This window comes from Shewanella sp. MTB7 (genome assembly GCF_027571385.1).
Classification (GTDB): domain Bacteria; phylum Pseudomonadota; class Gammaproteobacteria; order Enterobacterales; family Shewanellaceae; genus Shewanella.
Map to the genome: position 1 here is coordinate 341606 of NZ_CP085636.1, position 26047 is coordinate 367652.

The window sequence follows — 26047 nt, forward strand, 5'->3', positions numbered from 1 at the left end:
TATAAAAACCACCACGCAGTAGCTCACATAGAGATGCGCAACAGATCTATTCTTAGAGGACATAAACAAAGATAAATAAACATAACCACACTACATCGACAAAGTGCCAATACCAGCTTCCTGCCTGAAAAGCAAAATGCTTGTCAGGAGTGAAATGTCCCTTTAACACTCGTACAAACAGCACAAATAAGAACACGGTGCCTAACGTAACATGCATACCATGGAAGCCAGTAAGCAGGAAGAAAGTACTGCCATAAACACCAGAGTCTAACGTAAGCCCCATCTCCTGATAGGCATGAATATACTCTTCGACTTGAAGGCCTAAGAAGCAGATACCAAGTAAGATAGTTATGCCAAGCCATACTGCGATTGCAGAACGCTTGCCTTTTTCAAGGCTAACATGGGCCATATGTAGGGTAATAGAAGATGTTAGCAGGATTATAGTGTTATAAAGAGGTAAACCAGTCCAGCCCATAGCTTCGGTTTTTGTTCCATCAGGTGTGGTAACCAGAGGCCAAACAGCTTCGAAGCCTGGCCAAAGAAGTTCATTGGTCATGGCATTGTTAGAGTCTCCTCCTAGCCAAGGTACCGCGATCATTCTGGCATAGAGCAGGGCACCAAAAAATGCTGCAAAGAACATGACTTCAGAAAAAATAAACCAACTCATTCCTTGCCTAAATGAACGATCCATCTGTTTGGAATAGAGTCCACTCATGGACTCAGCAATAACGGTTCTGAACCAACCAAAAATCATATAGATAATAACGGCTATTCCAGCGAGTAAAATGTACCCACCACTACCACCTTCGGTTTTAAGCTGTTGTACATAACTGCCTGCACCAAACGCGATAAGGAATAATCCAACGGCCCCTATAATAGGCCAGGCGCTTTGAGCCGGAACATAATAATTTTCGTGCTTCGTTGTCATCTTGTCGCTCCTTGCTCTACATCATCAACATATCCACGATTTGTGATGTTGTAGAGGGTATAAGAGAGAGTCAACGTTGATATGGATTCTGGTAAATCCGGATCCACAAAAAATATCAGCGGTAACTCTGCGCTGGCTTCAGCTGTTAACCTTTGTTGATTAAAGCAGAAGCATTCAGTTTTATTGAAGTAGGCGGCTCCCTGACCAGGTGATACAGATGGGATCGCCTGACCGAGTATCTCTTCGGATGAGAGGTTAACAGCCTTAAAGTTTGTTCTGATAAGCTCGCCAGGATGGACCTGCATACGCTTCATTTCAGGCTTAAACTCCCAAGGCATATCACTTTGTATCTGCGCCATAAACTCTATGGTTACTGTACGACTTGTATCTATGATCATCGGTTTATAGCTACTTGCCGTACTACTGGTTTTTCCATTGATACCAAGTTGTTCGCACAATACGTCGTAGAGAGGAACTAAGGCGAAGCCAAACCCAAACATACCGATAGCACCCGCTATAAGCATAGTAATTAATTTCTTGTTTGAGTTAACCTTCTCATCCGGCATGACTATTTCACCTCAGGGGGAGTAGTAAATGAGTGATATGGAGCGGGGCTTGGTATTGTCCACTCGAGTCCCTCTGCACCTTCCCATGGTTTTGCCGGTGCTTTAACGCCTCCACGAATGCACTTTATTACCACGTAAAGTAATATGAACTGTGATAAACCAAAGGCAAAACCTCCAATTGAAACAATCTGATTTACGTCGGCAAACTGCACCGCATAATCAGGGATACGTCGTGGCATGCCTGCTAAGCCTAAGAAATGCATGGGGAAAAACAACACGTTGACCGAAATGACAGAGCACCAAAAATGAATCTTGCCCCACTTCTCATCGTACATATAGCCTGTCCACTTAGGTATCCAATAGTAGACCGCCGCCATAATTGAAAATATGGCGCCGGTAACGAGTACGTAGTGGAAATGGGCAACGACAAAATAGGTGTCATGATATTGAAAATCAGCTGGAGTAATGGCGAGCATCAAGCCGGAGAAGCCGCCTATGGTAAACAGAATGATAAAGGCGATAGCAAATAACATGGGGGTTTCGAACGTTATCGATCCCCGCCACATGGTCGCAACCCAGTTGAATACCTTTACCCCAGTAGGGACTGCGATAAGCATCGTACAGTACATGAAGAAGAGTTCTGCAAATACCGGCATACCTGTGGTGAACATATGGTGTGCCCAGACTAGGAATGAAAGTATTGCGATACTCGCCGTTGCATACACCATAGATGAATAACCAAAAAGCGGTTTTCGACTAAAGGTGGGCACGATGGCTGAGATGATACCGAAGGAGGGTAAAATCATGATGTAAACTTCGGGATGGCCGAAGAACCAGAATATATGCTGGAACATCACAGGATCGCCACCACCAGCGGCATCGAAGAAGCTGGTGCCGAAGTATTTATCGGTCAGTACCATGGTCACAGTACCAGCGAGAACAGGCATCACGGCGATCAAGAGGAAGGCGGTTATAAGCCAGGTCCAGACAAACAGAGGTAACTTCATCCAAGTCATACCAGGGGCACGCATATTGACGATTGTGACAATTACGTTAATGGCTCCCATGATGGAACTCATTCCCATAATGTGCACTGAAAATACGAACAGAGCCGTACTATCCGGACTATATGCTGTCGACAGTGGAGCGTAGAAGGTCCAACCAAAGTTGGGTCCACCACCTTCCATAAAGAGCGAGCTCAATAAGATGGCAAAGGCAAAAGGTAAAATCCAGAAACTCCAGTTATTCATTCTGGGAAGAGCCATATCTGGAGCGCCAATCATCATCGGAATTAGCCAGTTAGCTAATCCGGTGAAAGCGGGCATCACCGCGCCAAATACCATTATCAGCCCGTGGACCGTGGTCATCTGATTGAAAAAATTAGGCTCGATAAGTTGCAACCCGGGCTGAAAGAGTTCAGCTCGAATAACCATTGCCATAGCGCCACCCGTCAGGAACATGATGAAGCTGAACCAAAGGTAGAGTGTGCCTATGTCTTTGTGGTTAGTCGTAAAAAGCCAGCGTTTGATACCGCTTGGTAGTGGTTCATGATGTTCATCATGATGATCTGCTTCATTGAGTTCTGGCTCAACTTTGTCATGTTCTTCGTGCGTTAAACTAGTCATTGCGCCTCCCCCCTATTGGCCGTGCTGAATAATATCAGCCGCCTGAACCATATCGCCTGTATTGTTATCCCATGCGTTTCGTTCGTAAGTGATCACGGCTGCAATCTCTTGCGCCGTCAGTTGTTTTCCGAATGCCTGCATTGCAGTGCCGGGTTTGCCATTCATAACCATGTCAAGATGACCCGTTACAGTCCCAGTAATGACAGGACTGTTCACTAATGAGGGGAAAGCACCTGGTAGGCCTGTTCCTGCTGCTTGATGACAAGCAACACAGTTGGTCATATACACTCTTTCACCTAGAGTCATAAGCTCATTCATGGTTAAGTCTGACAAATCAACTTCTTCTAGATCTTCTTTAACGTCATCAATTACAGCACCAATCACACTTGTATTAGCAGGTTCTGTCTCAGATAAGGTCACTGGAATGTCGGTGTTTGACTCGCTTGACGCTGCAGCACTTGAACTCGCCGAGCTGACATCCGATGCTTGAACTGCATCACCTGAATCATTGCCCCAAGCATTACGTTCAAACGTCACTACGGCGGCAATTTCTGTTGCTGTTAGCTGTTTAGCAAATGCCTGCATAGCAGTACCAGGTTTACCATTTAAGACCATATCGAGATGACCAGAGACAGCGCCTTTAATAATGGGACTGCCAATAAGGGAAGGGAACACGCCAGGTAGGCCTGCACCGTTGGGCTGGTGACATGCAGCACAGCGAGCCATATACACTTGTTCTCCTTGAGCCATGAGATCTTCCATGCTTAAGGTTTGAGATAGTGCGGCTTGTGCTTCGGCGGCTGCATTACTCGCTGCATTTTTCTGTGCAGCTAACCAAATATCAAAATCAGCTTCGGTAAGAGCTTCAACAACAATGGGCATAAAGCCATGATCTTTACCACATAGCTCAGCACATTGGCCGCGATAAACACCGGGCTTATCAATACGAGTCCAAGCTTCATTAATAAATCCTGGGTTTGCATCTTTTTTGACGGCGAAAGCGGGTACCCACCAAGAGTGGATAACATCATCAGAGGTCATCAAGAAACGTACTTTTTTATTGATGGGCAGCACTAAAGGCTTGTCGACTTCAAGGAGGTAATTTACTCCCTTAGCTTCCGTTCCTTCAATCTGTGCTCTTGGAGTCGAGAGTAAACTGTAAAATTCAATATCTTGATCGAAATAGCTGTAATGCCATTTCCATTGGGATCCGGTGACCTTAATTGTTATATCGGCATCGGAGGAGTCTTCCATGGCAATCAATGTTTTAGTAGCAGGGATAGCCATTAAAATGAGGATGATGAAAGGTATAATTGTCCACGCTATTTCGACTTTTGTACTTTCATGAAAATTGGAGGCAATCGCTCCCTTGGATTTTCTGTGGTTGATCATGGAGTAGATCATGACACCAAAAACCAGGAACCCGATGGCGCAGCAGATATATAGGATAATCATGTGGAGGTTATAAACCTGACCACTGATATCGGTGACCCCTTGAGTCATATTCAAGGGCATCTCTGATGCCAACATGGATGGCGTAAACAGCAACGCCAAAAAACAATACAACACTTTCTTCACTAGACTTCTCCTCTGTCAAAATATAAGACAAAGAAGAGTCACACAGTAAGTCTCTGCTCTATGCAAACTCTTCAAGTTCCCAACAAAGCAACGATGACTTCAAAGTACATTAGTGGTTTTACTTTTTTATTGTAAAAAGTAAGCAGTCTTGTTGTTTGCTGCCAGGATAACCACATTTGTACCAACTACTGGCTATATCTGATCCGATTTCATCTAGGCAAAACAATGCAGTTATATCACTGTGAATTGATTTACTTTGCAGACGACTAAATCGTTTGGATATAACAAATTATCGTTGTTATATCTCTAACCTACTTGGTGTTGAAATATTGATCAAGATCACTTTTTCTTTATTTTAAAAATAATTCGATACAAAAAAGCCCCAATAAGGGGCTTGAAGTCAGTTTATTAGCTTATTATTTATTGGCTGTATTTAGTGAACAGAGCCGAACAAACTTGGTTTTATAGTGGAATCGAGTACGTGGTTATGCGCTTCTATTTGCAAACCGGCATTAGCATCTTCAATCACAATACCTAAAGCTCTGGCACTTTTAGCAACAATTTGCAGGCGGCGACTATCACGTGCATCTAAAGATTGAGTCCAACACAGTACTGCACTTGATGTGCCGCTTGTTAGTGCTTTTTCCATCGCCCAGAGTGTTTCGACTTCATCTTTGGCATGGACGAGTAGGACTCGGTTCATCCTAACTCCTGCTTCTGCTAACACCTGTTTGTAACCAATATTTGGTGGGCTGATTAACACGATCCACTGTCCTTGGAGACTTAATGTGGCAAGTTGAGCACTTACCTGTCGTAACTCATCGCGTCCATGGGTGTGGGTTGCCACCGTCGAAATAGTGCTTGATCGTAACTGATTCGAATACTGATTTTCGTGATCTAACCATAGTCCAGGGTGTCTAGGACCGTTACCGATTAATCTATTCATTGCCAACCTCCGTTGCGGATAACACCGACTGCCAATCCTTCGATATTTAGGCTTTGGTTAGTGAGATCAACGACTATCGGTTTATAATCTTCATTTTCAGCGTGAAGATAAACAGTGTTGCCCTTTTTCTCGAAACGTTTAACGGTGACATCATCTTCAACTCGAGCAACAACGATTTGACCGTTTCTTGCCTGAGTAGATTTGTGAACGGCAAGAAGATCGCCTTCTAGGATACCGATGTTTTTCATGCTATCACCACGTACCCTAAGTAGAAAGTCAGCACTGGGGTGGAACATGTTTGGATCAACTTGGTAGTGCTGCTCTACATGCTCTTGGGCTAAAATAGGCTCACCAGCGGCGACTTGCCCTATCAAAGGTAGACCGGGTTCTTCTACCTGAGTTAACCTGATACCACGAGATGTGCCAGGAATAATCTCAATACAGCCTTTCTTAGCTAAGGCCTTTAGATGTTCCTCTGCGGCGTTGGCGCTTTTAAAACCCAAACGTTTGGCAATCTCTGCACGGGTAGGAGGCATACCTGTCTCGGCAATATTGCACTTAATTAGTTCAAGAATTTCAGCTTGTCGTGGTGTCAATGGTCTCATGGGTGATCCTGTCTTTCTATACAGTAACTGTCAGTATATACAGTATCTTGTGCAGTGCAAGTATTAACCACATTTTATCTATTTTTCTCTTTCTTTTTACTCTTTATTTAGGCTGATGCAACAACGAAGTGGGCTTGCGCAAAGCTTTCGTTGATGGGTTACTATTGTAATCTAGAGTGCACTTTATTCTGCGTTATTGATTTTGCCAAGGGAACAACCATTACCAACAATCAATATCTTGCCTAAAGCACATTAAGTTCTCACTGAATCCTGCATTTCTAAGTAGCTTGGGTATATTCAGGGACTGCTGTATGAAAGCCGTGAAGTCATCAATCATCAATATGGAACTCATATATACATAACTTCAGTTGGCACTCAGATATAGGGCTAGCTAATTTTGGTGGAATTATTCAATATCTGGTACTCTATGCAGTTATTAAATAAAACACATTGCATAAGAATAATGTCCAAACAAGACTCTCTTTGGTTTAAATCACTACGCTGGCTTCAGAAAAAGTTGGTGCACACTATTGTCGTGCCTCATGAACCTTTTAAAGATCTTAATTTAGATCCTGAAAAGCCCTTGGTTTACGTTATGAAAACTGAATCTCTAAGTGATATCGCTGCGCTCAGTGAGATCACCGGTGAGTTAGGTTTGCCTAGTCCTTATGATCCGCTTGTGGTTGAGGGGGAATCGACTCCAAGAGTCGTTTGCTTAGAAGGGGCTAAGCCTCTAATGGGTAAAAGGAAGAGTAACGAATTCTTTATGAGCAGTTTTATGGGTCTATTAAAGGCGCATAAAAATAGCCCAGATCTGGATATACAACTCGTACCAGTGAGTCTTTATTGGGGAAGAACGCCGGGTAAAGAAGATGACACCATGAAAGCCGCGGTGCTTGAACGTGAAAATCCAACCTGGTTGCGTAAATGCTTGATGATCTTATTTTTAGGTCGACATAACTTTGTACAGTTTTCTAACTCTGTGTCGATCCGTTATATGGCCGATGAACATGGCACAGACAAACGTATTGCTCAAAAACTTGCGCGGGTAGCACGAGTGCATTTTAGTCGTCAGCGTAAAGTGATGACAGGCCCGGTTTTACCTAAGAGGCAAGCACTTTTTCATGCCTTGATTAACTCTGACACCTTAAAGAAAGCGATCCAAGAGGAAGCTGCCAGCAAGAAGATCTCCGAAGTTGAAGCTAGATCAAAAGCGATGGAGTATCTTGATGAAATAGCGGCGGACTATTCAGACAGTCTAGTGCGTATTGCAGAACGTTTTCTAACCTGGTTATGGAATAAGCTGTATAAAGGGATCAATATCAAAGGTGCTGAGCAGATCAGGCAGTTGCACCATGATGGTCATGAAATCATCTATGTTCCTTGTCACCGTAGCCATATGGATTACCTGCTGCTCTCTTATATTCTCTATTATCAAGGTATGGTGCCGCCGCACATCGCTGCCGGTATTAACCTAAATTTCTGGCCTGCAGGTCCTATGTTCCGTCGAGGTGGTGCATTCTTCATTCGTCGTAGTTTTAGGGGGAACAAGTTGTATACCGCTGTTTTCCGTGAATATTTGGATCAACTATTTACAAAAGGCTATTCGGTTGAGTACTTCACCGAAGGTGGTCGTTCTCGCACTGGACGCCTACTTGCTCCTAAGACCGGGATGATCGCTATGACACTGAATAGTGTGCTGCGCGGTATGGAACGCCCTGTAACACTTGTGCCAGTCTATCTTGGTTATGATCATGTGATGGAAGTGGCAACCTACCATAAAGAGTTAAGTGGTAAGAAGAAAAAGAAAGAGTCTGTTTGGCAGCTTGTTGGGGCTTTACGCAAGCTGGGTAATTTTGGCCAAGGCTATGTCAACTTTGGCAAACCGATCACATTACATAACTTTCTCAATGAACAGGTTCCTGGTTGGCGTGAAGAGATCGCTAACGATCCTGAGCAGAGACCAACTTGGTTGACACCAGTGGTGAACACGCTTGCGAATCAAGTGATGACCAATATTAACGATGCAGCAGCAGTGAGTTCAGTGACCCTGACCAGCTTAGTTTTGTTAGCCTCTGAGCAGAATGCTTTAGAAAGAACTCAGCTTGAAAAGCAACTGGATCTGTATCTTAAATTGCTAAAAGACCTACCATACACTTCATATACTTCAGTTGTTGAAGGTGATGGTAAGCAGCTAGTTACACAGGGTTTGGAGCTTAAGAAGTTTCAGCTGGAGAGCGATCCATTAGGTGATATTATCTCAATCGATGAGAGTATCTCGATCGCGATGACCTATTACCGTAATAATATTATTCACCTTATGATCACTCCTTCACTTGTTGCTAGCTGTTTGACTCAACATGAACGGATAACCAGAGCTGAAATTATCGATATTATTGCTGATTTCTACCCTCTGCTTCAGGCTGAACTGTTCATGGGAGTAAAGGATACGGCTCGATTAGTTGAGCAGATACTCGATCTGTTTATTGAACAGAACTTGATCACAGAAGACGCAGGTTTTACTGTTATTGAGACTCAGATTAATCAGTTGTTACTGCTTGCAGGGACTGTTAGTGAAACGCTGCAGCGTTACGCTATCATCTTTAACCTGCTTGCTGATTTTCCAGAGATGGAACGTTCAGCTCTTGAGGCTGAAAGTCATAGATTAGCCAAGCGGTTAGGTGCCTTGCATGGAATTACTGCACCTGAGTTCTATGATAAAAATTTGTATAGAACCTTGAGCGTTAAGTTAAAAGATCTTGGGTATTTAAAGGATAATGGCAATAAAGCTGACGTTCAGAGGATTAGGGCTCACGCCAATGGTTTATTAAGAGCTTCTGTTAGGCAAACCATTGTTGATAGTGTCGCTGCGGAGAGATCTGCTTGATGAGTGCAGCCAAAGATAAGCGAGTGTTGAGAAAGTTCGTTGAGTTAGATTTACACATAATGATACTGACAATTACTGGTCATAGTTCAAACTTGGAGAAATAGGGTTATATGGCCAATCATATGAATGCAGCCAAAGATAAGGTTGCTAGTAAGTCGTTGCTTGGTGGCGCGATGATTATTGCGGGTACTGCTGTCGGTGCAGGTATGTTTTCTCTGCCCGTTGTCGGTGCGGGTATGTGGTTTAGCTACTCAATTCTTATGATGCTAGGGGTTTGGTTTTGTATGTTAGTGTCAGGTTTATTACTGCTTGAGACTAATCTTCATTTCGAACCTGGTACTAGTTTTGACACTTTGACGCGTGAAACGTTAGGTAATTTTTGGAGGATTGTGAATGGGTTATCTATCGCTTTTGTCCTCTATATTCTTGCCTATGCTTACATCAGCGGTGGTGGCTCAATCGTTAACCATAGTCTGCAAGCTTCAGGTATTGAGTTGCCACAAAGTGTTGCAGGTTTAGTATTTGCATTGGGCTTGGCGTTTATCGTTTTTATCAGTACTAAGGCTGTCGATAGGATCACAACGGTGATGCTAGGTGGGATGATCATTACCTTCTTCCTAGCGATAGGTGATCTGCTTATTGATATTGATACCACAAAACTGTTTATGCCAAGTGGAGAAGATTCATATCTGCCTTATATGTTGGCAGCACTCCCATTTGGTCTGGTAAGTTTTGGTTATCATGGCAATGTACCAAGTCTAGTTAAATATTACGGTAAAGATCCCAATACTATTATTAAAGCCATTGTTATTGGCACCTTGATAGCCTTTGTTATCTATGTCTGCTGGTTAGTGGCAACCATGGGAAATATTGCTCGCAGTGATTTTGTCGGTATTATTGCTCAAGGCGGTAATATGGGCGTGTTAGTGTCTGCACTATCGGATGTCATGAGCAGTAGTTGGTTAACGAGTATGTTGACCATTTTTGCTAACTTGGCCGTCGCCTCTTCATTTCTTGGTGTGACCTTAGGTTTGTTCGATTTTCTTGCTGACCTTTTTGGTTTTGACGAGTCTAGGACTGGACGCTTTAAAACGGCGGCGGTGACCTTTTTACCCCCAACAATACTTGGTCTACTATTCCCTAACGGTTTCTTGGTGGCTATTGGTTTTGCAGCGCTTGCAGCGACAATTTGGACTGCTATCGTTCCAGCTATGATGGCGTATCGGATCAGAAAGCTGTTTCCTGATGCGACTAGTTTTAAAGTGCCAGGTGGTAATCTGGTGATTGCTATAGTGATGATGTTCGGCGTTATCACTGGTGCCTGTCACCTCTTAGCAATGGCCGATATGTTACCTGTTTATGGTTAATTAAAGTCATGTTTGAACCAAGAGCCCTCTTTGTGAGGGCTTTTTTGTATCATAGTAATCAGTATAAGAAAGTGATCTACTCAGAATGGTTTTGGCAAACTAATGCTATCAAGCACAGATCTGATTTCGGCCCTTCTTTTTAGCTTTATATAGGGCTAAGTCAGCCTGTTTCATTGTTTGATCGAAGCTCTCACCATTTTGATGTTCGGCTACTCCTATCGAGATGGTGACTCCCACAATTTTCTTATCATTTTTGCTATGGGCTTGGTTGCGCTTTGACTTCGTTTGCTTTTTACGTTTCTCATCGCGCAGTACGATATCGTATTCTTCTATTGCTTGGCGTACCTCTTCAAGATGGGCTAATACCGATGAGGTGTCTTTGCGGGAAAAGACGATAGTGAACTCCTCTCCACCATAACGAAATGCTTTACCACCACCGGTAACCTTTGCAATTTTACTGGCAACCAGTTTCAGTACTTGATCGCCAACATCATGGCCATAAGTGTCATTAAATTTTTTGAAATGATCGATATCCAGCATAGCAACAGAATATTTTCGACCTAAAGAAAGTACTAAATTATAGAGTGCTCGCCGGGAGGCTAATCCGGTTAGTTCATCTCGATAAGCCAAAAAATAGGAGTCAGTCAGCACTGTTAATAAAAAGATAACCGCTAACGTTGATACAGAAACTGAGATGGGGAGTGGGTTAGGCAGTAGAAAGTGTCCCCCCCAGAGAAGTAAGGTGATTAAAATGGCGGTACTCGCTAAATTTGATAGCCAGAGCCCCCGAGAGAAAGCCAACAAGACACATATATAAAGAGGGAGTAATACACGGATTTCTGTTGTCATGAATTTAGGGAGAAGGGTGTCTAATTGTCCTTTGAAATGTGTGTTGGCCCAAATCCAACCAAAAGCAGCAATGAAGCAAAAAAGTATCCCGATAGTTCGCACTAAGGTATGGGGAGATAACAGTCCTCTGTCCTTAATGAAAGCAAACCAAGTGATGGTAAATGCGCCACCTAATAAGAGCTGATCTGAAAACTGATTTAGACCCGTTATGGCAAATCTAGGGTCGGTCATGCATAGATAATAAGCGAGCAGTAAGGTGGCTAGATAGGCTAAGCGACTTCGATTAAACTGTATCGCAATCACTATACCGATTGTGAGTAACCAATAAGGAAGCTCTTCTATAATCCCTTGCCAAGCCTGGAAGCGTGATTGCGAGAGCTGAAAAACGATCAGCGATAAGCCTGTAAAGAATAGAGGAAGAAAGAGATAACGACATCGGTGGTAAAAAGCAGACAAAACAAACCCCAATAATTAAATTAGTTAAACACTTAACTCTGGGATGGCAGATCCGTAAAAGCTGCTCAAATCAGATATCGATTAGCGATAGCGTTATAAGTCGACATTTTTTTCAATTGATAAAGCTTGGTAAGGAGTTTGTGCTTAATTTCGATAATTTGCTAGTTTTGAACCTCTGTTTTCATCGTGTCAGACACAACGTGGATAACTAAGATCCATGCTTGCCTTACTTCATCGGTGTATTCGCTGCCTAAACCCGTTTTTAGGGTATAGAGTAGGGCATTGCCTACCGGTGTGAAGTGACTTTTTTTGACGCCATAAGCGTTATGTCTTTGGGCAAGCTGTTTTAAGACCGGTACTAAGGCATCGAGATCATCTAAGCCTTCAACCGCCGCTTTTAACATCGCAATCAACTTTCGCCCTTGAACTTTCATATTATTTCTAAAGAGTGGTTTAAGCGAGGGGTCAATTTTAAACAGTGCATCATAGAAAATATCAGTAGCTTGCTCTGAGATAGGCTCAACTAAACCAAATGAGTGTTGAACGAGTTGAACTTGTCTTTGTGTTAATGCCATTTATCTATCCTCAATTTAATCTCTAATTGTGTCCTAAGTTGAACGTGGAGATAGAAGTACTATGTAAGTTATAGCGGGCTATGTTTCAGCTTGTTTAACTGTTGAGTTTTTCCCCATCACATTTAGCATAGACAGAAAACCTAAAACAAGCTTAACTAAATGCAGTGAAATACAAATGTTTATGTCGACAGAGGGTAGATCAATGAAGGTGAATCAATATGTCCATGGACAACCTTGTTGGGTTGAGCTCGCGAGTCAGGACGCACTTGCTGGAAAGCAATTTTACAGCGATCTGTTTGGGTGGAAAGTGCAGGATATGCCGATACCCGATGGTGTCTACTCTTTACTTAGTTTAGAGGTTGAAGGGGAACTTTATGACATTGGCGCCGCATATCAGATGCCAACTGAAACGTCAGAGCAGGGAGTTCCGACAACCTGGACAGTCTATTTTGCGGTAGATAATGTTGATGCTACCGTAGCCGCAGTCATCTCTAGTGGAGGCAACTTGGTATTAGGGCCTCATGATGTGGGAACTGCGGGTCAAATGGCTTTGCTTAGCGATCCTGAGGGGGCTAGGTTTGCTATCTGGCAGGCTGGGGAGCATATAGGTTCTAAGCGTCATGGTGAAAATTCAAGTTTGTGTTGGGTTGAGCTCGCGAGTCGTAATAGCCAAAATGCAAAGATATTTTATGCTGCAGCCTTAGGTTGGGAGTCTCGTTGTGATGCGATGCCAGATTTTGAATATACCCAGTGGTCAGTGGAAGATGTTCCGTTTGGTGGCATGATGGAGATGACTGAAGAGTGGGGAGCTATGCCTGCACATTGGATGCTCTATTTTGCCGTTGAGGATTGTGATAAAGCCGCAGATAAGGCGATCAAATTGGGGGCTAAAGTCTGTGTGCCACCCACTAATATTCCCGGTGTTGGTCGTTTTAGTGTGATTAGCGATCCCCAAGGCGGCTTCTTTTCTGTGATAGCGCTTGGCTCTGCAAGTTAGTTCTGATGAGTACAAGCTTTATAAAGACAAAAACGCCTGCTCATATGAACAGGCGTTTTTTTATTGTAATACCTTTAATATTAGCTTTATGTTTGCTTAAGTTTACGAGAATAGATTAGTAGGTAGAGTGCCGGCAAAACAAAAAGTGACAGCAGCGGTGCTGTAACCATACCGCCCACCATAGGTGCGGCAATCTTCTGCATTACATCATTTCCGGCGCCTGAGCCCCACATAATGGGTAAGAGTCCAAAAAAGATGGTTGCCACAGTCATCGCCTTAGGTCGTATACGCATGACGGCGCCTTCTATCAAAGCCTCTTTGAGATCGTTCACAGATTCATAACCGCCAGTCTCTTTTCTGTGTTTAATGGCATTATTTAAATACACCAGCATGACTACACCAAATTCGGCTGCTACACCAGCTAGAGCAATCATGCCGACAGCGACCGCAACAGACATGTTGAAATCTAAGAAGTAGAGCAGCCAAGTACTACCAACTAAAGCAAAAGGTAAGCTTAACATTATGATGCTAGCCTGCAGCGTTGAGTTGAAAGTGAGCATAAGCAATATGAAAATCACCCCAAGCGCCATCGGGATAACCTTTTGCAACTTGGCGTCCACTCGCTGCATATATTCATATTGACCAGCAAATACATAGCTATATCGTGGTGGGACGACAAGTTCGTTATCCAGTGCGACTTTAGCCTGCTCAATATATTCACCAATAGAGGTGCCTTCTATGTCGACAAAGACCCAAGAGATAAGACGACCATTTTCACTTTTAAGCATTGGTGGACCATCGGTTATCTCGATGTCAGCTAGATTACGCAATGGCAAATAGTGACCTGTTTTCGTGATCACTGGCAGCTCTCTGAGTTTCTCAATGTTGTCTCTTAGCTCACGTGGGTAACGTAGGTTAATCGGGTAACGTTCAGCTCCCTGCACCGATTCACCAATATCCATACCGCCAATGGCGTAGCGAACCACATCCTGAATATCGGTTAAAGTCATGTCATAGCGAGAAGCCACATCTAACTTAGGGGTGATATCAATATATCGGCCACCGCCAACGCGTTCAGCATAGGCCGATTTAGTGTTGGGCAATTTGCTCAGGATGGCTTCAATACTGGTGCCTATTTTCTGTAACTCATTAACGTCTGCTCCGGTAATTTTAATGCCAACTGGTGTTTTAATGCCTGTGGATAGCATATCAATACGGGTTTTAATGGGTTGAACCCAGGCATTGGTCAGTCCTGGCACTTTGACCGTCTGTTGCAGTTGTTCAATGATATCTTTAAGTTCAAAACCTTCACGCCACTCATCTCGCGGTTTAAGCATGATGGTGGTTTCCAGCATAGTTAGAGGGGCTGGATCTGTTGCGGTTTCGGCGCGGCCAACTTTGCCAAATACGCGTTTGACTTCAGGGACTGTTTTTATCAAACGATCGGTTTGCTGTAAAATCTCAGCCGCTTTACTGGCACTGATCCCCGGCAGAGCCGTAGGCATATAAAGCAGATCCCCCTCTTCGAGTTCAGGCATAAATTCACTGCCCATATTACTTAATGGATACCAAGCACTCATTAAGGCAACTAAGGCGACGACTAGCGTCATTTTAGGAAATTTTAATACCAGTGTTAGTGAGGGTTTATACATAGCAATCAACACCCGGCTAATAGGGTTGCTGGTTTCTTTGGGGATTTTTCCACGTATAAAGAAGCCCATGAGAATAGGCACTAAGGTGATAGAGAGCAGTGCAGCTGCTGCCATGGCAAAGGTTTTAGTGTAGGCAAGCGGGCTGAATAAACGGCCCTCTTGTGCTTCGAGTGCAAACACAGGTACAAAGCTCAGAGTGATAATGATCAGCGAGAAAAACAGTGCCGGCCCAACCTCGGTAGAGGCTTCGGAGACGATTTTCCAATGCTCAACATTGTTGGGGGGACGTTGATGCTCCTCCTCGAAGTATTCCAGATGCTTATGCATATTTTCGATCATCACAATCGCGCCATCGACAACGGCACCGATGGCAATAGCAATACCACCTAAGCTCATGATGTTGGCATTAACTCCCATCTTATTCATCACAATAAAGGCGATCAATATAGCCAAAGGGAGAGTGATAACGGCAACTAAGGTTGAGCGAGCATGTAGCAAGAAAAGCAGACAGACTATACCAACGACGAACATCTCTTCGATAACCTTATTAAATAGGTTATCGACAGAGCTTTCGATAAGTTGTGAGCGATCGTAGGTCGGGATGATCTCCACCCCTTCTGGCAAGCCTGACTTTAATTGCTCAAGTTTATTTTTAACTGCTTCTATGGTCGCTAAAGCATTTTCACCATAGCGCATCACTATGATGCCGCCGACCACTTCACCTTCACCATCAAGCTCGGCGATACCACGTCGTGAGGCTGGGCCTTTTCGCACTGTCGCCACATCCTTGAGTAACAGACCTGTACCTGAAGGACTGGTTATCCCCAGTGGGATCTCCCTAAAGTCATCTAAGGTTTGACGGTAACCTTTGGCTCGAACCATATACTCAGCTTCAGCCATCTCGATAACGGAACCACCAGCTTCGGTATTTGACTTGGAAATCGCATTTTTTATCGACGCAATATCAAGCTTATAGATGGCTAACTTATCAGGCTCTATCACTATCTGATAGGTTTGCTCCATGCCACCGACAGTCGCGACTTCAGAGACCCCCGCAACACTTTGCAGTTCAAGTTTCAGGTACCAGTCTTGTAAGCTTTTGAGTTGTGATAGATCTAAATTGCCAGAACGATCGACTAAGGCATATTCAAAAATCCAGCCGACACCAGATGCATCGGGCCCAAGCGAAGGTTGAACCCCTTGAGGTAAGCGACTGCTAACTTGACTCAAGTACTCTAATACTCGTGAACGCGCCCAGTAGATGTCGGTACCATCTTCGAAGATGACATAGACATAGGAGTCACCAAAGAAGGAGTAGCCACGAACTGTTTTAGCGCCCGGAACTGCCAACATGGCCGTGGAGAGTGGGTAGGTCACTTGCTCCTCGACCAGTTTAGGGGCTTGACCTGGGAAAGGGGTCTTGATAATCACCTGCACATCCGAGAGATCCGGTAGGGCATCTAGTGGTGTATTTCTTAGCTCTTGTATGCCCCAAACAGTGATCATTATGGTGACAATTAATATCATGAACCTCTGTTTAATAGAGGCTTCTATTATTTTCTTAAGCATAATAACTCCCCCTCTTAGTGCTGGTGGCCGCTGCTAAGGCGCATTAAACTGCCCTTAAGGCTGGCTTCTGAATCGAGAAGAAATTGTCCCGAAGTGACCACGCGCTCATTCTCTTCAAGTCCTTCTTTAATCTCAGCTTTACCTTGGCTTAGCATGCCCACTGTGACTTTTCGAGCAGTAAAGCTATTATCTTCAAGTTTCACTATGACTCGGTTCTCTTTGCCTGTTTGAATAAGGGCTTCTTGAGGAATAACGAGTACATCTTTATTTGGCCCGCCGAAGATCCCTATTTTGGCTAATGTGTTAGGTCTGAGCTCAATGTCCGAGTTCTGTACAACAATACGCACTCTTAAGCTTCGAGTGACGGGATCTAGCTCTGGATAGATGTAGTCAATCTTGCCTTCAATTCCTTTAATTCCCATCGCGGGTACTGATATTTCAGCTCTTTGTCCTACAGCCAGCCAACTCTGTTCGTTTTCAAAAACCTCGGCGATCACCCATACCTTAGAGAGATCCACCACCGACATCACTTCGGTTGAGGGTTGTATATACATGCCATCTCTGACGTTTAATGCTTTTACAATGCCATCATTTTTGGCATAAAAGGGGACGCGGTATTGCGTTTTCTTCGATTTAGCTAAGGCCTTTATCTGTTGTGGTTGAAAGCCAAGTAGCTCTAGTCTTAGTCCTGCTTTTCGAACCAAATCTTGGTAACTAGCATCATTGCCTGCCCGTTTGAGGGTGTCATGTGCTAAAAGAAAATCATCTTGAGCATTGATAAGCTCTGGAGAATAGATCTCATAAAGTAGCTGACCTTTGGTTATCTTGTCACCAACAGAGGTGATGGTTAACTTCTCTATCCAGCCGTTGACGCGTGCATGGAGGTGATTTATCTGACTTTCATCGTAATCAACCTGGCCTACAGTCTGAACAAATTTCCACAGAGTATCTTTCTCAACTAGGGCAACTTTCAAGGCGAGTGCTTGCTGCATGCCACCAGAAACCTCTATCTGTATCTCCGTCCCACTCCCACTAAGTTCAACTTTTTCTAGGTTCATACCACAGATTGGACAGGTACTAGGAACGTCACTGATGATGTGAGCGTGCATAGGACAGACATACTTGATGTTATCTCCATTGTTTAATGAGACCGGTTTAGCTGCATTAAATACTTTGTCAGCGGGTGAGGTTGCAGTTTGCGCTGCATGGCCTGAGTGATCTTCAGCAGACATAAGGCTCATATCATGACTTGAGTGATCAACTTTGCCTTTCTCTTCCTCCTCTTCTTCCGTTTCAACAAGGAACATGTTGCAGATAGAACAACGACTGCCAGCTTCATGGCTGGTTTCATCTGGATGCATAGGGCAGACATAAGTCTTTGATGCATGATTGTGATCATGCATCACTTGTTTTGCCTCGGGCATTGCCTGAGCTGATAGTGATTGAGAGTGCGCTAACTGCGGAGTAACCACCATAAATAGGCTAAGCAGGTAGGCTAACTTGTTACGTTTATTGTTCATATTTAATTGACTCATAATGCCTCATCTTCCGCCTAAATTAGTGCTTGTGGTGATGCGTAGACTGAGTATCAGCCTTGGTCTGCATCGGTTCCAAGTTCATTCCACATTTAGGGCAAGTATCCCCCTCTTTTCCTGTAATGGATGGAGTCATGGGACATGCGTGAGTATTGGCTGTTTTACCATGCATGTGAGAGTGCGTCTTACTTTTCGGGCAAGATGTGCAATTTTTATGTTGCTTAGATGTCACTTGAGATTTGGTGAGGTTCATCCCACATTTAGGGCAAGTATCTCCCTGTTTACCTGTAACTTCTGGGTGCATAGGGCAGGTATGATCTGTTTTAGTTTCATGGTGTTGAGCATGTTCTTGATGTTGTGAGTGCTCGTGGGCAATCGTCATCGGAACAACAGATACTAAGATAAAGGCCGATAAAATTAGGCTTAAAAGGATTTTCATTGAATAACTCCATTTTGCCGCTTACTTATGACTGTTCACCGCTTAAGCGATAAAGATAGTCATGCCAAGCAAGGGCTAAAATAAATGCAATCACAACAGATAACAGTATTAGATGAACAGAGTCGCCGCTTAATATAGAAAGCGTTCGGCTGACCGAGTTTATACCAACATTATCAATTGAAGCGATAAATTAATTGTTTAAATATAAAGCATGTATTCAGTCCAGTTAGACTGAAGTGTTAAGGGCAAAAGCCGCTTAAATTATGCTATTGGAGGTTTGATATCTTGAGGCAAAGATATAGAGTGAAAATGAGGCATTTGAGTGGCCATAATAAACTCAGAGGGACTAAATCCTGACCAAGATTTAGAACTGAATAGAGTACCTGTCATCGAGATAACAAGGCAATGACTGCAGTCACCTTTGCAGGAGTTGTCACCGTCACAGCAATTTTGAGCAGCGCCGGGAAGCATACTGTTCTGCTCGTTTTCGCAGCAAAGGGATAATTCAACTGTCTGCTCAGTGTGGCAAGTCGCTCCATCTTTTATGTTCATCATTGTGCCATGGTGTGAACCTGACATCATAGCTTTATGGGACTGCGGATTATCAATCATTAAACCATTAGCAAACACCCCTTGGCTCAGCATAGCGAGCAGGGTAAAGACTAATAATATATGACGGCGCAGAAACATTAACATAGAGCTTCCAATAATGAATTGATGTTAGTTTACCATGAGTGTGAATTAGTACATCGACCTAATTCACATTTTTTACTTATCTTATTAAGCATTTGGTGTGAACTTCACTCAATTTGCCGATGCAGTGGCCACTTACACTAATATTGTGGGAGCCAGAGAATAATAACTGTTGCTCCCACATGTAAATTTACTGCTTAGCAAATAGTAACTGAGCCATAAGCTGATGGTGAGTGAGCAAGGCGATCTCTTTCTCCATTCCGGCAGTATTGGTCAGTGTGATCACTGGGTTATTGATAAACTCATAGGCTTCTTCTTCCGACTCGATATCAGGGGTGAAAGCTCGATACTGCTCTTGATTGTTTGAAGTCATTAATAGATAGAGAGGTTGAGACTTTACCCAGGCACCGGAATCATCGGCGTTGACCTCAAAAGTATCATAATATTTAAGCTCAATAAGATTTTTTCCTTGGTTGAGCTGCACCTGGTGATTATTGAATTTAGTTTGCCCATTGACTCCGGTGATATCCAAAGACTCAGGGAACGAAACACTGGCAGCAAGAGATGTGAAGCTGGCAAGAGTAAGGGCTACAGCAGTAATGAATGTTTTCATATTAAACTCCAAATTAAAACTAGCTTTAAACAGAGCGAGTGCAAATGGTACTGATATAATCAGCCAATAAGATAGGCATGATTTAATACAGACACAGATGTCGATTTCTATTTAAAATAAAAAGTATGGTTAAATTGTATTTTTCGCATGCTTTATAGGCAGTGGTGCGAAATAGATAGATATAGCTATACGATTTGCATCGGAGGGGGAGTAAAGGGAACTGGTTCAGCGGTTTGTGTCGACCATGAACGGGTTTGAATTGCAGCGCTAGATTCTGGCAATACGAGTGCAAATTGTGCTTGAATTAAAATGCCAGTAGCATTTGCGCAATGCGATACACAGTCTCCAGAACCCATCATTTCACATAGAGCGTCACAATCAATCGTAATCCCTACATCAGCAGGCATCGGTATGTTGGATATTATCATGCCACAGCTTTGTTGGTTGTGTATGCTTTCGACGGTCGTATTACTGTGAGAAGACACCGGAACGAGAAGTGTGCTCTGGTGTGGTGTGCTTAGTAGTTTGATCATCTCACTTGAATGATTATCTACTGTCATCATTTGAACATGACTAAATGCGTGCAATAAGCTGGGCATCGCCATCGCTGGAGTAAGCAAAAGTTGCCCAACCAGAGAGATGATTAATACCAAGTATGTTAATTGCTTCGACATATTTCTCGTCATTCGCTAATGGTGTGAGTGTGTTGTCGTAATAGACCTAACAGCTTCAGGAAAAGTTTCACATTAAGTAAAAAATAATTCAATTTAATGCCAATTTATATGATTTGAGAGATGAAGTAAGGATAATAAATAGATAAAAATATATAAAAGTTGATTTGTATCAAATAGTTAAGGTTGCAACTGTGCAGTTGTTGATAGATTAGATTAATTTAGCTAATACGAATGTAAATCGAACAAAGACCTAATTTCTATATTTATCAAATTAGAGTTAGATCTAGGTCTCATTTTGTACTATTACAGTCAGATCAATGAGCAAGACTTGGTTTATAATTCGGGCTTAACGAGATGACGTAAAATTTATTTCGATATAATAATTTAAATATCTGGAGAAGAGTGATGAACTTACGGGCACTGTTTAGACCAAGCGCAAAGTACTCAATATTAGCCCTATTAGTGGTAGGTATTGTTGTCGGTGTAGTTGGCTATTTTGCGACACAACAAACTTTACACGCGACAAGTACAGATGAATTTTGCATGAGTTGTCACAGCAACCATTCATTGAAAGATGAAGTGCTTGCTTCTGCTCATGGCGGAGGTCGTGCTGGTGTGACTGTACAGTGTCAAGATTGTCATTTACCACACAATCCAGTTAAGTATTTAGTTAAGAAGATCATCGTATCTAAAGATCTATACGGCTACTTAACGATTGATGGTTTTAACACGCAAGAGTGGTTAGATGAAAACCGTAAAGAACAAGCTGATCTAGCGCTTAAGTACTTTAAAGGTAACGATTCTGCTAACTGCCAGCACTGTCACACCCGCATTTACGAAGATCAGCCAGAAACCATGAAGAAGATGGCGAAAAGAATGCATAGCAACAATTTCAAGAAAGATGCTGACAAGCGTAAGACCTGTGTAGACTGTCATAAAGGCGTTGCACACGTATATCCTAAAGGATAATGCTACCTAGCATGTGAGCCGCTAGCAGTATCGATTAATCGGTGTTGTGTGATTAGGAAGCCTCGTTGATATCAACGGGGCTTTTTTCGTACATGGATGTAGTTATCCGCGAACACCATGGATGGTGTCAGTGCGAACTAGTATTCGAGGGAAACTACGGTTGTTGATGACTCTGCTCAATAATACATGGCAAAATGCATTTCTTGTCTATCATACCGTTGAATAAGACATTCATTAATCTATTATAACTGGACACATTGTGTTGAATACATTGACATTAAAACAAAGGTTTCATTGCCATGGCTGGTTCATTTTAATCAATAGTCTTATAGCGATGGCAGTAGCAACGCGTTACTTTGCTTTTTTACCAGAGATCCCTACCGATCCATTAGGCTTAAGTTTCATTATTTCTGGCACATTCAGCCAAATGGTGCTGTTAGCAGGCATTATTGGTTTAATTGCATTACCTGCTATTTTTATTAAGAACTCAAAGGCACGTAATGGTATCCAAGCTCTAGTTGCATCGCTTGGCATAGCGGTATTATTGATAGATACACTGGTGTTTGCTCAGTATCGATTTCATATTAATGCAGTTGTACTAGAGCTAGTGTTATCGGGACAGGTAGTCAGTTTTCCATTAATCACTTGGCTTACGGTAATTGCTGGTGTGGGGATGCTTATTGCTGGTCAATATGTGCTGATCAGGTGGTTAGAAACCCCCGCCGCAGTGACTCAACATAAATTGGGGCGCAAGTTTGCAGTAATGACATTATTTGCGTTAATAGCCACTCATGGTATTCACATTTGGGCTGCCGCTAATGCTTATCAGCAAGTAACCACGGTGAAACGCTATTTACCGGCTTTTTATCCAGCGACATCAAATAGCATGATGAAAAAATACGGCTGGATAGATGAAGAGGCGATGACGCGTCAAAACTCGATGAAAATGAATCGTAAAAGTGATTTAAATTACCCATTATCACCATTACAAAAAGAGGGGGTTGAACAGCCAATTAATATCATGATGTTGGTCGTCGACTCATGGCGTGCGGATACCTTTAACGCTGAAAACACCCCAAACATGTGGCAATATGCGCAAGCAGGAATGGTGTTTGATAATCATATCGCGACAGGTAATTCAACACGTACCGGCATTTTCGGCTTGTTTTATGGTATTCCGGGTACTTACTGGCATGGTTTTTTAGCGAATCAAAAATCACCACTTTTAATCGACCGTTTGCAAGAGCTGAATTATGACATGGGCATATTCACCGCTGCACAACTTGAGAAGCCTGAATTTAATCAAACGGTATTTAGAAATGTTCCTAATCTACGTATTAAATCAGAAGGTAACTCACCATCAGAGCGAGATAAGGATTTAACCAAGGACTGGTTGGAATGGTACGTTCAACGCGATACCTCTAAACCGGTTTTTTCATTCTTATTTTACGATGCGCCACACGGATATGATTTTCCTAAAGATTACTCTCATCGTTATGAGCCCATGTTAGAGCATGTTAATTATTTGGAGCTGGATAATAATAGTGCACCGACTCCTTTCTTTAATCGCTATAAAACCAGTGTTCATTTTGTGGATAGCCTAGTTAAACAAGTATTAGATAAGCTAAAAGAAACAGGTGATTTAGACAATACTCTCGTCATTATTACTGGCGATCATGGTCAAGAGATGAATGATAATCGCATGAATTTCTGGGGCCATAATAGTAATTATACCGACGCACAAGTGAAAGTTCCCTTTGCCATCTTTGGACCCAAAATTCATCAGAATGAATTAGACCGTCAAGCTAATGTGTTCACTAGCCATCAAGACGTAGTCCCCACATTGATGAAGAATTACTTAGGTGTGACGAGTAACAGCAAAGATTATTCTGTTGGTGAAGACTTACTTGGCGAGCAGGTGGATCGTTCATGGATTTTATCTTCGAACTACAGTGGCTATGCCATTATTGAAGACGATTCTATTTTAGAGGTGGGGGCGACAGGTCAATATCAATTATCTAGATAAGACAAACCAGCCATTGAAAGGGAAAGACTTAAATGTTCAATACCTACAAGAGGCATTGCAGCAAATCAGTCGATTTAATAAGTAGGATTTTGCCCCATTCCTTAGGGATAAACCTCGCTTCCTACCATCCCATAGAACAGGGCAATATGGGAGGCTTGGTTTTTACCTGGTATTACAACCTCTTACTAAGTTTATTGATACAACTTAGTAAGAGGTTGGGGGGAGGTATTAACTGCAGGTGCCTACACTCTTTAATCCTTAGAATAATATGGAACCACCAGTACATTACTTCGGATCCGCGTTAAAATTGACTCGGCAGTATTGCCAATAACATGACCAAGTATGCCTTGTCTTTGGCGCGCTCCCATGACTAGATATTGGGCTTTTAAACGGCAACTTAATTCAAATAGGCACATGTCGGCGTCCCCAGCCATTATGTGTACATGGTCGCGATCGAGTCCTATTTGGTCAATTACCTGTTGATGCTTTTGATAGGCTTCTTTGATTAGGCTGTGACTATTTACTAAATCCATATCTCGTAATATTTTAGGTAAACGGATCACAAACCCTAGATGTAGGTCATAATCTGTTGCTGCAGCAAGTCGATTTGCTTGAGTGATGACGGCTTGATTGAGTGCTTGCTTCGAGGAGTTATTACTGCCCAAGTCCACAGCCATCAAAATAGACTTCACTCGATTAAGAGGATTATTACTTAGTAGCATGAGTGGCACCTTAGTATGACGAATAAGTTGCCAATCCATAGGAAGAAAATGCGTCGACTCATGTATTGATTTAAGCATCATGGCATATTCACTTGGGTGTACATATTCGCAAGCATGTTCACATAAGTTCTTACACCACATGTTGGTAAAAGGTACATTGCGGGCATTAAGTTTATCGAGTAGTTGTTGCACGATGGTTTTATCTTTGGCCAATACTTGTGCACGTGCTGCCGCTGCGATACGAGGATTATAATATGCATCGCCACTAAATGACTCATAGCTGTAAGCAATAATCTCAGGATGTAATCCCAACTGATTAGCCAATAAAACCCCAGCACTGATTGCATCAGTTTGTTGCTGATGCTTGTGCGAAATGATAAACAGTTTATCCATGTGCATCTCCTTTCATGACTTATATCCAACATATCAAATTTCCATATTTACTCCTTGATCTTCATCATTAAAACGCTCAAAATCCATTCAGGTAGTGCTGTTGTTGCGAGGCGAAAATGGCGGTAGACCAGTTCATTATCTCGTTATGCTTAATCCTATTTTGCGGTAAACTTTTTGGGAGTTTATTTAAATGCCTAGCATTACCTGCTGTTGTAGGTGAAATCTTAGCTGGTCTGTTGTTAGGGCCAACACTCCTAAATTTTGTTACTCCTAACCCGACTTTAGCTGTACTGGCTGAATTAGGGGTGATCTTGCTGCTATTCTCCATTGGGTGTGAAACGTCCATTAAACGTTTATATCAAGCGGGTGGTCGTGCAGTGAGTGTTGCTGCATTAGGCATAATCGTTCCTGCTATTGTGATCGGTTTTAGCAGTGCATATTATCTGACGGATTCACCTTTTATTGCGCTCTATCTTGGTTGTGCATTAACCGCGACCAGTATAGGCATATCATTGCGGGTACTGAATCAAGCTAAACAAGCACAAACCCCAGTAGGAAACATCATTCTCGGTGCTGCGGTTATTGATGATATCGCTGGTGTGATATTGCTTAGCGTACTATTCAATTTTGCTAGCCATGGTGAGCTTGACGTTGCCAGCACCTTTATACTTATTGCCAAAGTACTGTTGTTTTTAATCTTGACTCCCCCACTGGCTCGGGCACTCATGTACTTAGCAAGAGCGTTGAAGCCCGTTGCTGATAGTTCAGGTTACGAAGTCATCATTACTATGATTTTAATCTGCTTTTTTGCATGGCTTGCCCACTTATTCGGTGCGCCGGCATTACTCGGTGGTTTTGCTGTCGGCTTAGCCCTCAGCCGGCAGTTTATCTCTCCTCTTAATCGTTATTTAGTTAATCCCTTTGCTTTCACTCACAAAATGGAGTTATCAACAGCTGCATTAGTGGATGTATTTGCTCCGATATTTTTTGTGTATGTAGGCATTAGTTTAGATTTAAGTCAGCTCGATTACAGTGTTGGTGGGATATTACTATTACTTTGGTTATCCTTGTTGGCCATTCTAAGTAAATTATTAGCTGGTTGGCTTGCTGGGGGGCAATGGCAAACCAAAGCTGTGGTAGGTAGTGCTATGGTACCAAGAGGGGAGGTTGGTTTAGTGTTTGCCGAATTGGGGCTACAAATGAACATTATTGACAGTAAGCTATTTACCGAATTAGTGGTGATTATTGCTATTACCACTCTCGTTGGTCCGCTATTGTTAAAGTGGAGTTTAAAAAAGCATGCAGATCTTTTAGACGTCCCTTAATTAGCTTGTGCTCAAGTCAATTATAGTTAGTTATGTCTGTACCTCTCTATTTATCTAC

Annotated in this window: 21 protein-coding genes; 6 read left to right on the plus strand and 15 right to left on the minus strand. The window is 42.7% G+C overall.

Annotated features, from left to right (window positions below):
• Positions 1 to 52: 52 nt before the first annotated feature.
• The 6 genes from HWQ47_RS01510 to lexA form a co-directional block, all read right to left on the minus strand.
• Positions 53 to 928, minus strand: coding sequence for a cytochrome c oxidase subunit 3 (locus HWQ47_RS01510; RefSeq protein ID WP_269969447.1), 876 nt, complete (start codon positions 926 to 928; stop codon positions 53 to 55).
• Complete coding sequence (locus HWQ47_RS01515) at positions 925 to 1494, minus strand: cytochrome c oxidase assembly protein (protein ID WP_269969448.1); 570 nt, start codon at positions 1492 to 1494, stop codon at positions 925 to 927. Before HWQ47_RS01515 ends, HWQ47_RS01510 begins: the two co-directional genes overlap by 4 nt.
• A gap of 2 nt (positions 1495 to 1496) precedes the next feature.
• Positions 1497 to 3119 (minus strand): cytochrome c oxidase subunit I, encoded by a 1623-nt coding sequence (gene ctaD / locus HWQ47_RS01520; RefSeq protein ID WP_269969449.1) that lies wholly within the window; start codon positions 3117 to 3119, stop codon positions 1497 to 1499.
• 12 nt (positions 3120 to 3131) lie between these two features.
• On the minus strand, positions 3132 to 4697 hold the full coding sequence (gene coxB, locus HWQ47_RS01525; protein ID WP_269969450.1) for a cytochrome c oxidase subunit II: 1566 nt from the start codon (positions 4695 to 4697) through the stop codon (positions 3132 to 3134).
• Positions 4698 to 5130: 433 nt separating this feature from the next.
• Entirely contained in the window at positions 5131 to 5643 is a 513-nt protein-coding gene (locus HWQ47_RS01530; RefSeq protein WP_269969451.1) for a cell division inhibitor SulA, read from the minus strand.
• On the minus strand, positions 5640 to 6248 hold the full coding sequence (gene lexA, locus HWQ47_RS01535) for a transcriptional repressor LexA (RefSeq protein ID WP_269969452.1): 609 nt from the start codon (positions 6246 to 6248) through the stop codon (positions 5640 to 5642). Before lexA ends, HWQ47_RS01530 begins: the two co-directional genes overlap by 4 nt.
• A 463-nt stretch (positions 6249 to 6711) precedes the next feature.
• Here lexA and plsB point away from each other — a divergent pair, with 463 nt between their 5' ends.
• Positions 6712 to 9135, plus strand: coding sequence for a glycerol-3-phosphate 1-O-acyltransferase PlsB (plsB, locus tag HWQ47_RS01540; protein WP_269969453.1), 2424 nt, complete (start codon positions 6712 to 6714; stop codon positions 9133 to 9135).
• A 110-nt stretch (positions 9136 to 9245) separates the two neighbouring features.
• A complete protein-coding gene (mtr, locus tag HWQ47_RS01545; RefSeq protein ID WP_269969454.1) occupies positions 9246 to 10502 on the plus strand; it encodes a tryptophan permease in 1257 nt (418 codons plus the stop codon).
• A 108-nt stretch (positions 10503 to 10610) separates the two neighbouring features.
• Here the strand turns inward: mtr and HWQ47_RS01550 are convergent, their stop codons facing one another.
• Both HWQ47_RS01550 and HWQ47_RS01555 read right to left on the minus strand, forming a co-directional pair.
• Positions 10611 to 11807, minus strand: a complete 1197-nt coding sequence (locus tag HWQ47_RS01550; protein ID WP_269969455.1) for a GGDEF domain-containing protein — start codon at positions 11805 to 11807, stop codon at positions 10611 to 10613.
• 161 nt (positions 11808 to 11968) lie between these two features.
• Positions 11969 to 12382 (minus strand): globin family protein, encoded by a 414-nt coding sequence (locus tag HWQ47_RS01555; RefSeq protein WP_269969456.1) that lies wholly within the window; start codon positions 12380 to 12382, stop codon positions 11969 to 11971.
• Positions 12383 to 12584: 202 nt separating this feature from the next.
• On the opposite strand from HWQ47_RS01555, the gene HWQ47_RS01560 reads away from it, so the two are divergent.
• Positions 12585 to 13379, plus strand: coding sequence for a VOC family protein (locus HWQ47_RS01560; RefSeq protein WP_269969457.1), 795 nt, complete (start codon positions 12585 to 12587; stop codon positions 13377 to 13379).
• 86 nt (positions 13380 to 13465) lie between these two features.
• Here the strand turns inward: HWQ47_RS01560 and HWQ47_RS01565 are convergent, their stop codons facing one another.
• From HWQ47_RS01565 to HWQ47_RS01590, 6 genes are all read right to left on the minus strand, one after another.
• Entirely contained in the window at positions 13466 to 16600 is a 3135-nt protein-coding gene (locus HWQ47_RS01565; RefSeq protein ID WP_269969458.1) for an efflux RND transporter permease subunit, read from the minus strand.
• Between the two features lie 14 nt (positions 16601 to 16614).
• A complete protein-coding gene (locus tag HWQ47_RS01570; protein WP_269969459.1) occupies positions 16615 to 18135 on the minus strand; it encodes an efflux RND transporter periplasmic adaptor subunit in 1521 nt (506 codons plus the stop codon).
• A gap of 22 nt (positions 18136 to 18157) precedes the next feature.
• On the minus strand, positions 18158 to 18574 hold the full coding sequence (locus HWQ47_RS01575; RefSeq protein ID WP_269969460.1) for a heavy metal-binding domain-containing protein: 417 nt from the start codon (positions 18572 to 18574) through the stop codon (positions 18158 to 18160).
• Positions 18575 to 18835: 261 nt separating this feature from the next.
• Entirely contained in the window at positions 18836 to 19270 is a 435-nt protein-coding gene (locus tag HWQ47_RS01580; protein ID WP_269969461.1) for a hypothetical protein, read from the minus strand.
• Between the two features lie 187 nt (positions 19271 to 19457).
• Complete coding sequence (locus HWQ47_RS01585; protein ID WP_269969462.1) at positions 19458 to 19880, minus strand: DUF2057 family protein; 423 nt, start codon at positions 19878 to 19880, stop codon at positions 19458 to 19460.
• A 185-nt stretch (positions 19881 to 20065) separates the two neighbouring features.
• Positions 20066 to 20554: a hypothetical protein gene (locus tag HWQ47_RS01590; RefSeq protein WP_269969463.1), complete on the minus strand. Its 489-nt coding sequence runs from the start codon at positions 20552 to 20554 to the stop codon at positions 20066 to 20068.
• 405 nt (positions 20555 to 20959) lie between these two features.
• On the opposite strand from HWQ47_RS01590, the gene HWQ47_RS01595 reads away from it, so the two are divergent.
• Together HWQ47_RS01595 and HWQ47_RS01600 are read left to right on the plus strand one after the other, a co-directional pair.
• On the plus strand, positions 20960 to 21523 hold the full coding sequence (locus HWQ47_RS01595) for a NapC/NirT family cytochrome c (protein WP_269969464.1): 564 nt from the start codon (positions 20960 to 20962) through the stop codon (positions 21521 to 21523).
• A gap of 259 nt (positions 21524 to 21782) precedes the next feature.
• Positions 21783 to 23549, plus strand: coding sequence for a DUF3413 domain-containing protein (locus HWQ47_RS01600; protein WP_269969465.1), 1767 nt, complete (start codon positions 21783 to 21785; stop codon positions 23547 to 23549).
• A 251-nt stretch (positions 23550 to 23800) separates the two neighbouring features.
• Here the strand turns inward: HWQ47_RS01600 and HWQ47_RS01605 are convergent, their stop codons facing one another.
• On the minus strand, positions 23801 to 24664 hold the full coding sequence (locus tag HWQ47_RS01605) for a universal stress protein (protein ID WP_269969466.1): 864 nt from the start codon (positions 24662 to 24664) through the stop codon (positions 23801 to 23803).
• A gap of 116 nt (positions 24665 to 24780) precedes the next feature.
• Here HWQ47_RS01605 and HWQ47_RS01610 point away from each other — a divergent pair, with 116 nt between their 5' ends.
• Positions 24781 to 25989: a cation:proton antiporter gene (locus HWQ47_RS01610; protein WP_269969467.1), complete on the plus strand. Its 1209-nt coding sequence runs from the start codon at positions 24781 to 24783 to the stop codon at positions 25987 to 25989.
• Positions 25990 to 26047 lie beyond the last annotated feature (58 nt).

Bases quoted from the DNA above. Each gene is read 5' to 3' on its own strand.
- HWQ47_RS01510 (WP_269969447.1), bottom strand. From the start codon at position 928: ATGACAACGAAGCACGAAAATTATTATGTTCCGGCTCAAAGCGCCTGG.
- HWQ47_RS01515 (WP_269969448.1), bottom strand. From the start codon at position 1,494: ATGCCGGATGAGAAGGTTAACTCAAACAAGAAATTAATTACTATGCTT.
- ctaD (WP_269969449.1), bottom strand. From the start codon at position 3,119: ATGACTAGTTTAACGCACGAAGAACATGACAAAGTTGAGCCAGAACTC.
- HWQ47_RS01530 (WP_269969451.1), bottom strand. From the start codon at position 5,643: ATGAATAGATTAATCGGTAACGGTCCTAGACACCCTGGACTATGGTTA.
- lexA (WP_269969452.1), bottom strand. From the start codon at position 6,248: ATGAGACCATTGACACCACGACAAGCTGAAATTCTTGAACTAATTAAG.
- plsB (WP_269969453.1), top strand. From the start codon at position 6,712: ATGTCCAAACAAGACTCTCTTTGGTTTAAATCACTACGCTGGCTTCAG.
- mtr (WP_269969454.1), top strand. From the start codon at position 9,246: ATGGCCAATCATATGAATGCAGCCAAAGATAAGGTTGCTAGTAAGTCG.
- HWQ47_RS01555 (WP_269969456.1), bottom strand. From the start codon at position 12,382: ATGGCATTAACACAAAGACAAGTTCAACTCGTTCAACACTCATTTGGT.
- HWQ47_RS01560 (WP_269969457.1), top strand. From the start codon at position 12,585: ATGAAGGTGAATCAATATGTCCATGGACAACCTTGTTGGGTTGAGCTC.
- HWQ47_RS01565 (WP_269969458.1), bottom strand. From the start codon at position 16,600: ATGCTTAAGAAAATAATAGAAGCCTCTATTAAACAGAGGTTCATGATA.
- HWQ47_RS01570 (WP_269969459.1), bottom strand. From the start codon at position 18,135: ATGAGTCAATTAAATATGAACAATAAACGTAACAAGTTAGCCTACCTG.
- HWQ47_RS01575 (WP_269969460.1), bottom strand. From the start codon at position 18,574: ATGAAAATCCTTTTAAGCCTAATTTTATCGGCCTTTATCTTAGTATCT.
- HWQ47_RS01580 (WP_269969461.1), bottom strand. From the start codon at position 19,270: ATGTTAATGTTTCTGCGCCGTCATATATTATTAGTCTTTACCCTGCTC.
- HWQ47_RS01585 (WP_269969462.1), bottom strand. From the start codon at position 19,880: ATGAAAACATTCATTACTGCTGTAGCCCTTACTCTTGCCAGCTTCACA.
- HWQ47_RS01590 (WP_269969463.1), bottom strand. From the start codon at position 20,554: ATGTCGAAGCAATTAACATACTTGGTATTAATCATCTCTCTGGTTGGG.
- HWQ47_RS01595 (WP_269969464.1), top strand. From the start codon at position 20,960: ATGAACTTACGGGCACTGTTTAGACCAAGCGCAAAGTACTCAATATTA.
- HWQ47_RS01605 (WP_269969466.1), bottom strand. From the start codon at position 24,664: ATGGATAAACTGTTTATCATTTCGCACAAGCATCAGCAACAAACTGAT.
- HWQ47_RS01610 (WP_269969467.1), top strand. From the start codon at position 24,781: ATGGCGGTAGACCAGTTCATTATCTCGTTATGCTTAATCCTATTTTGC.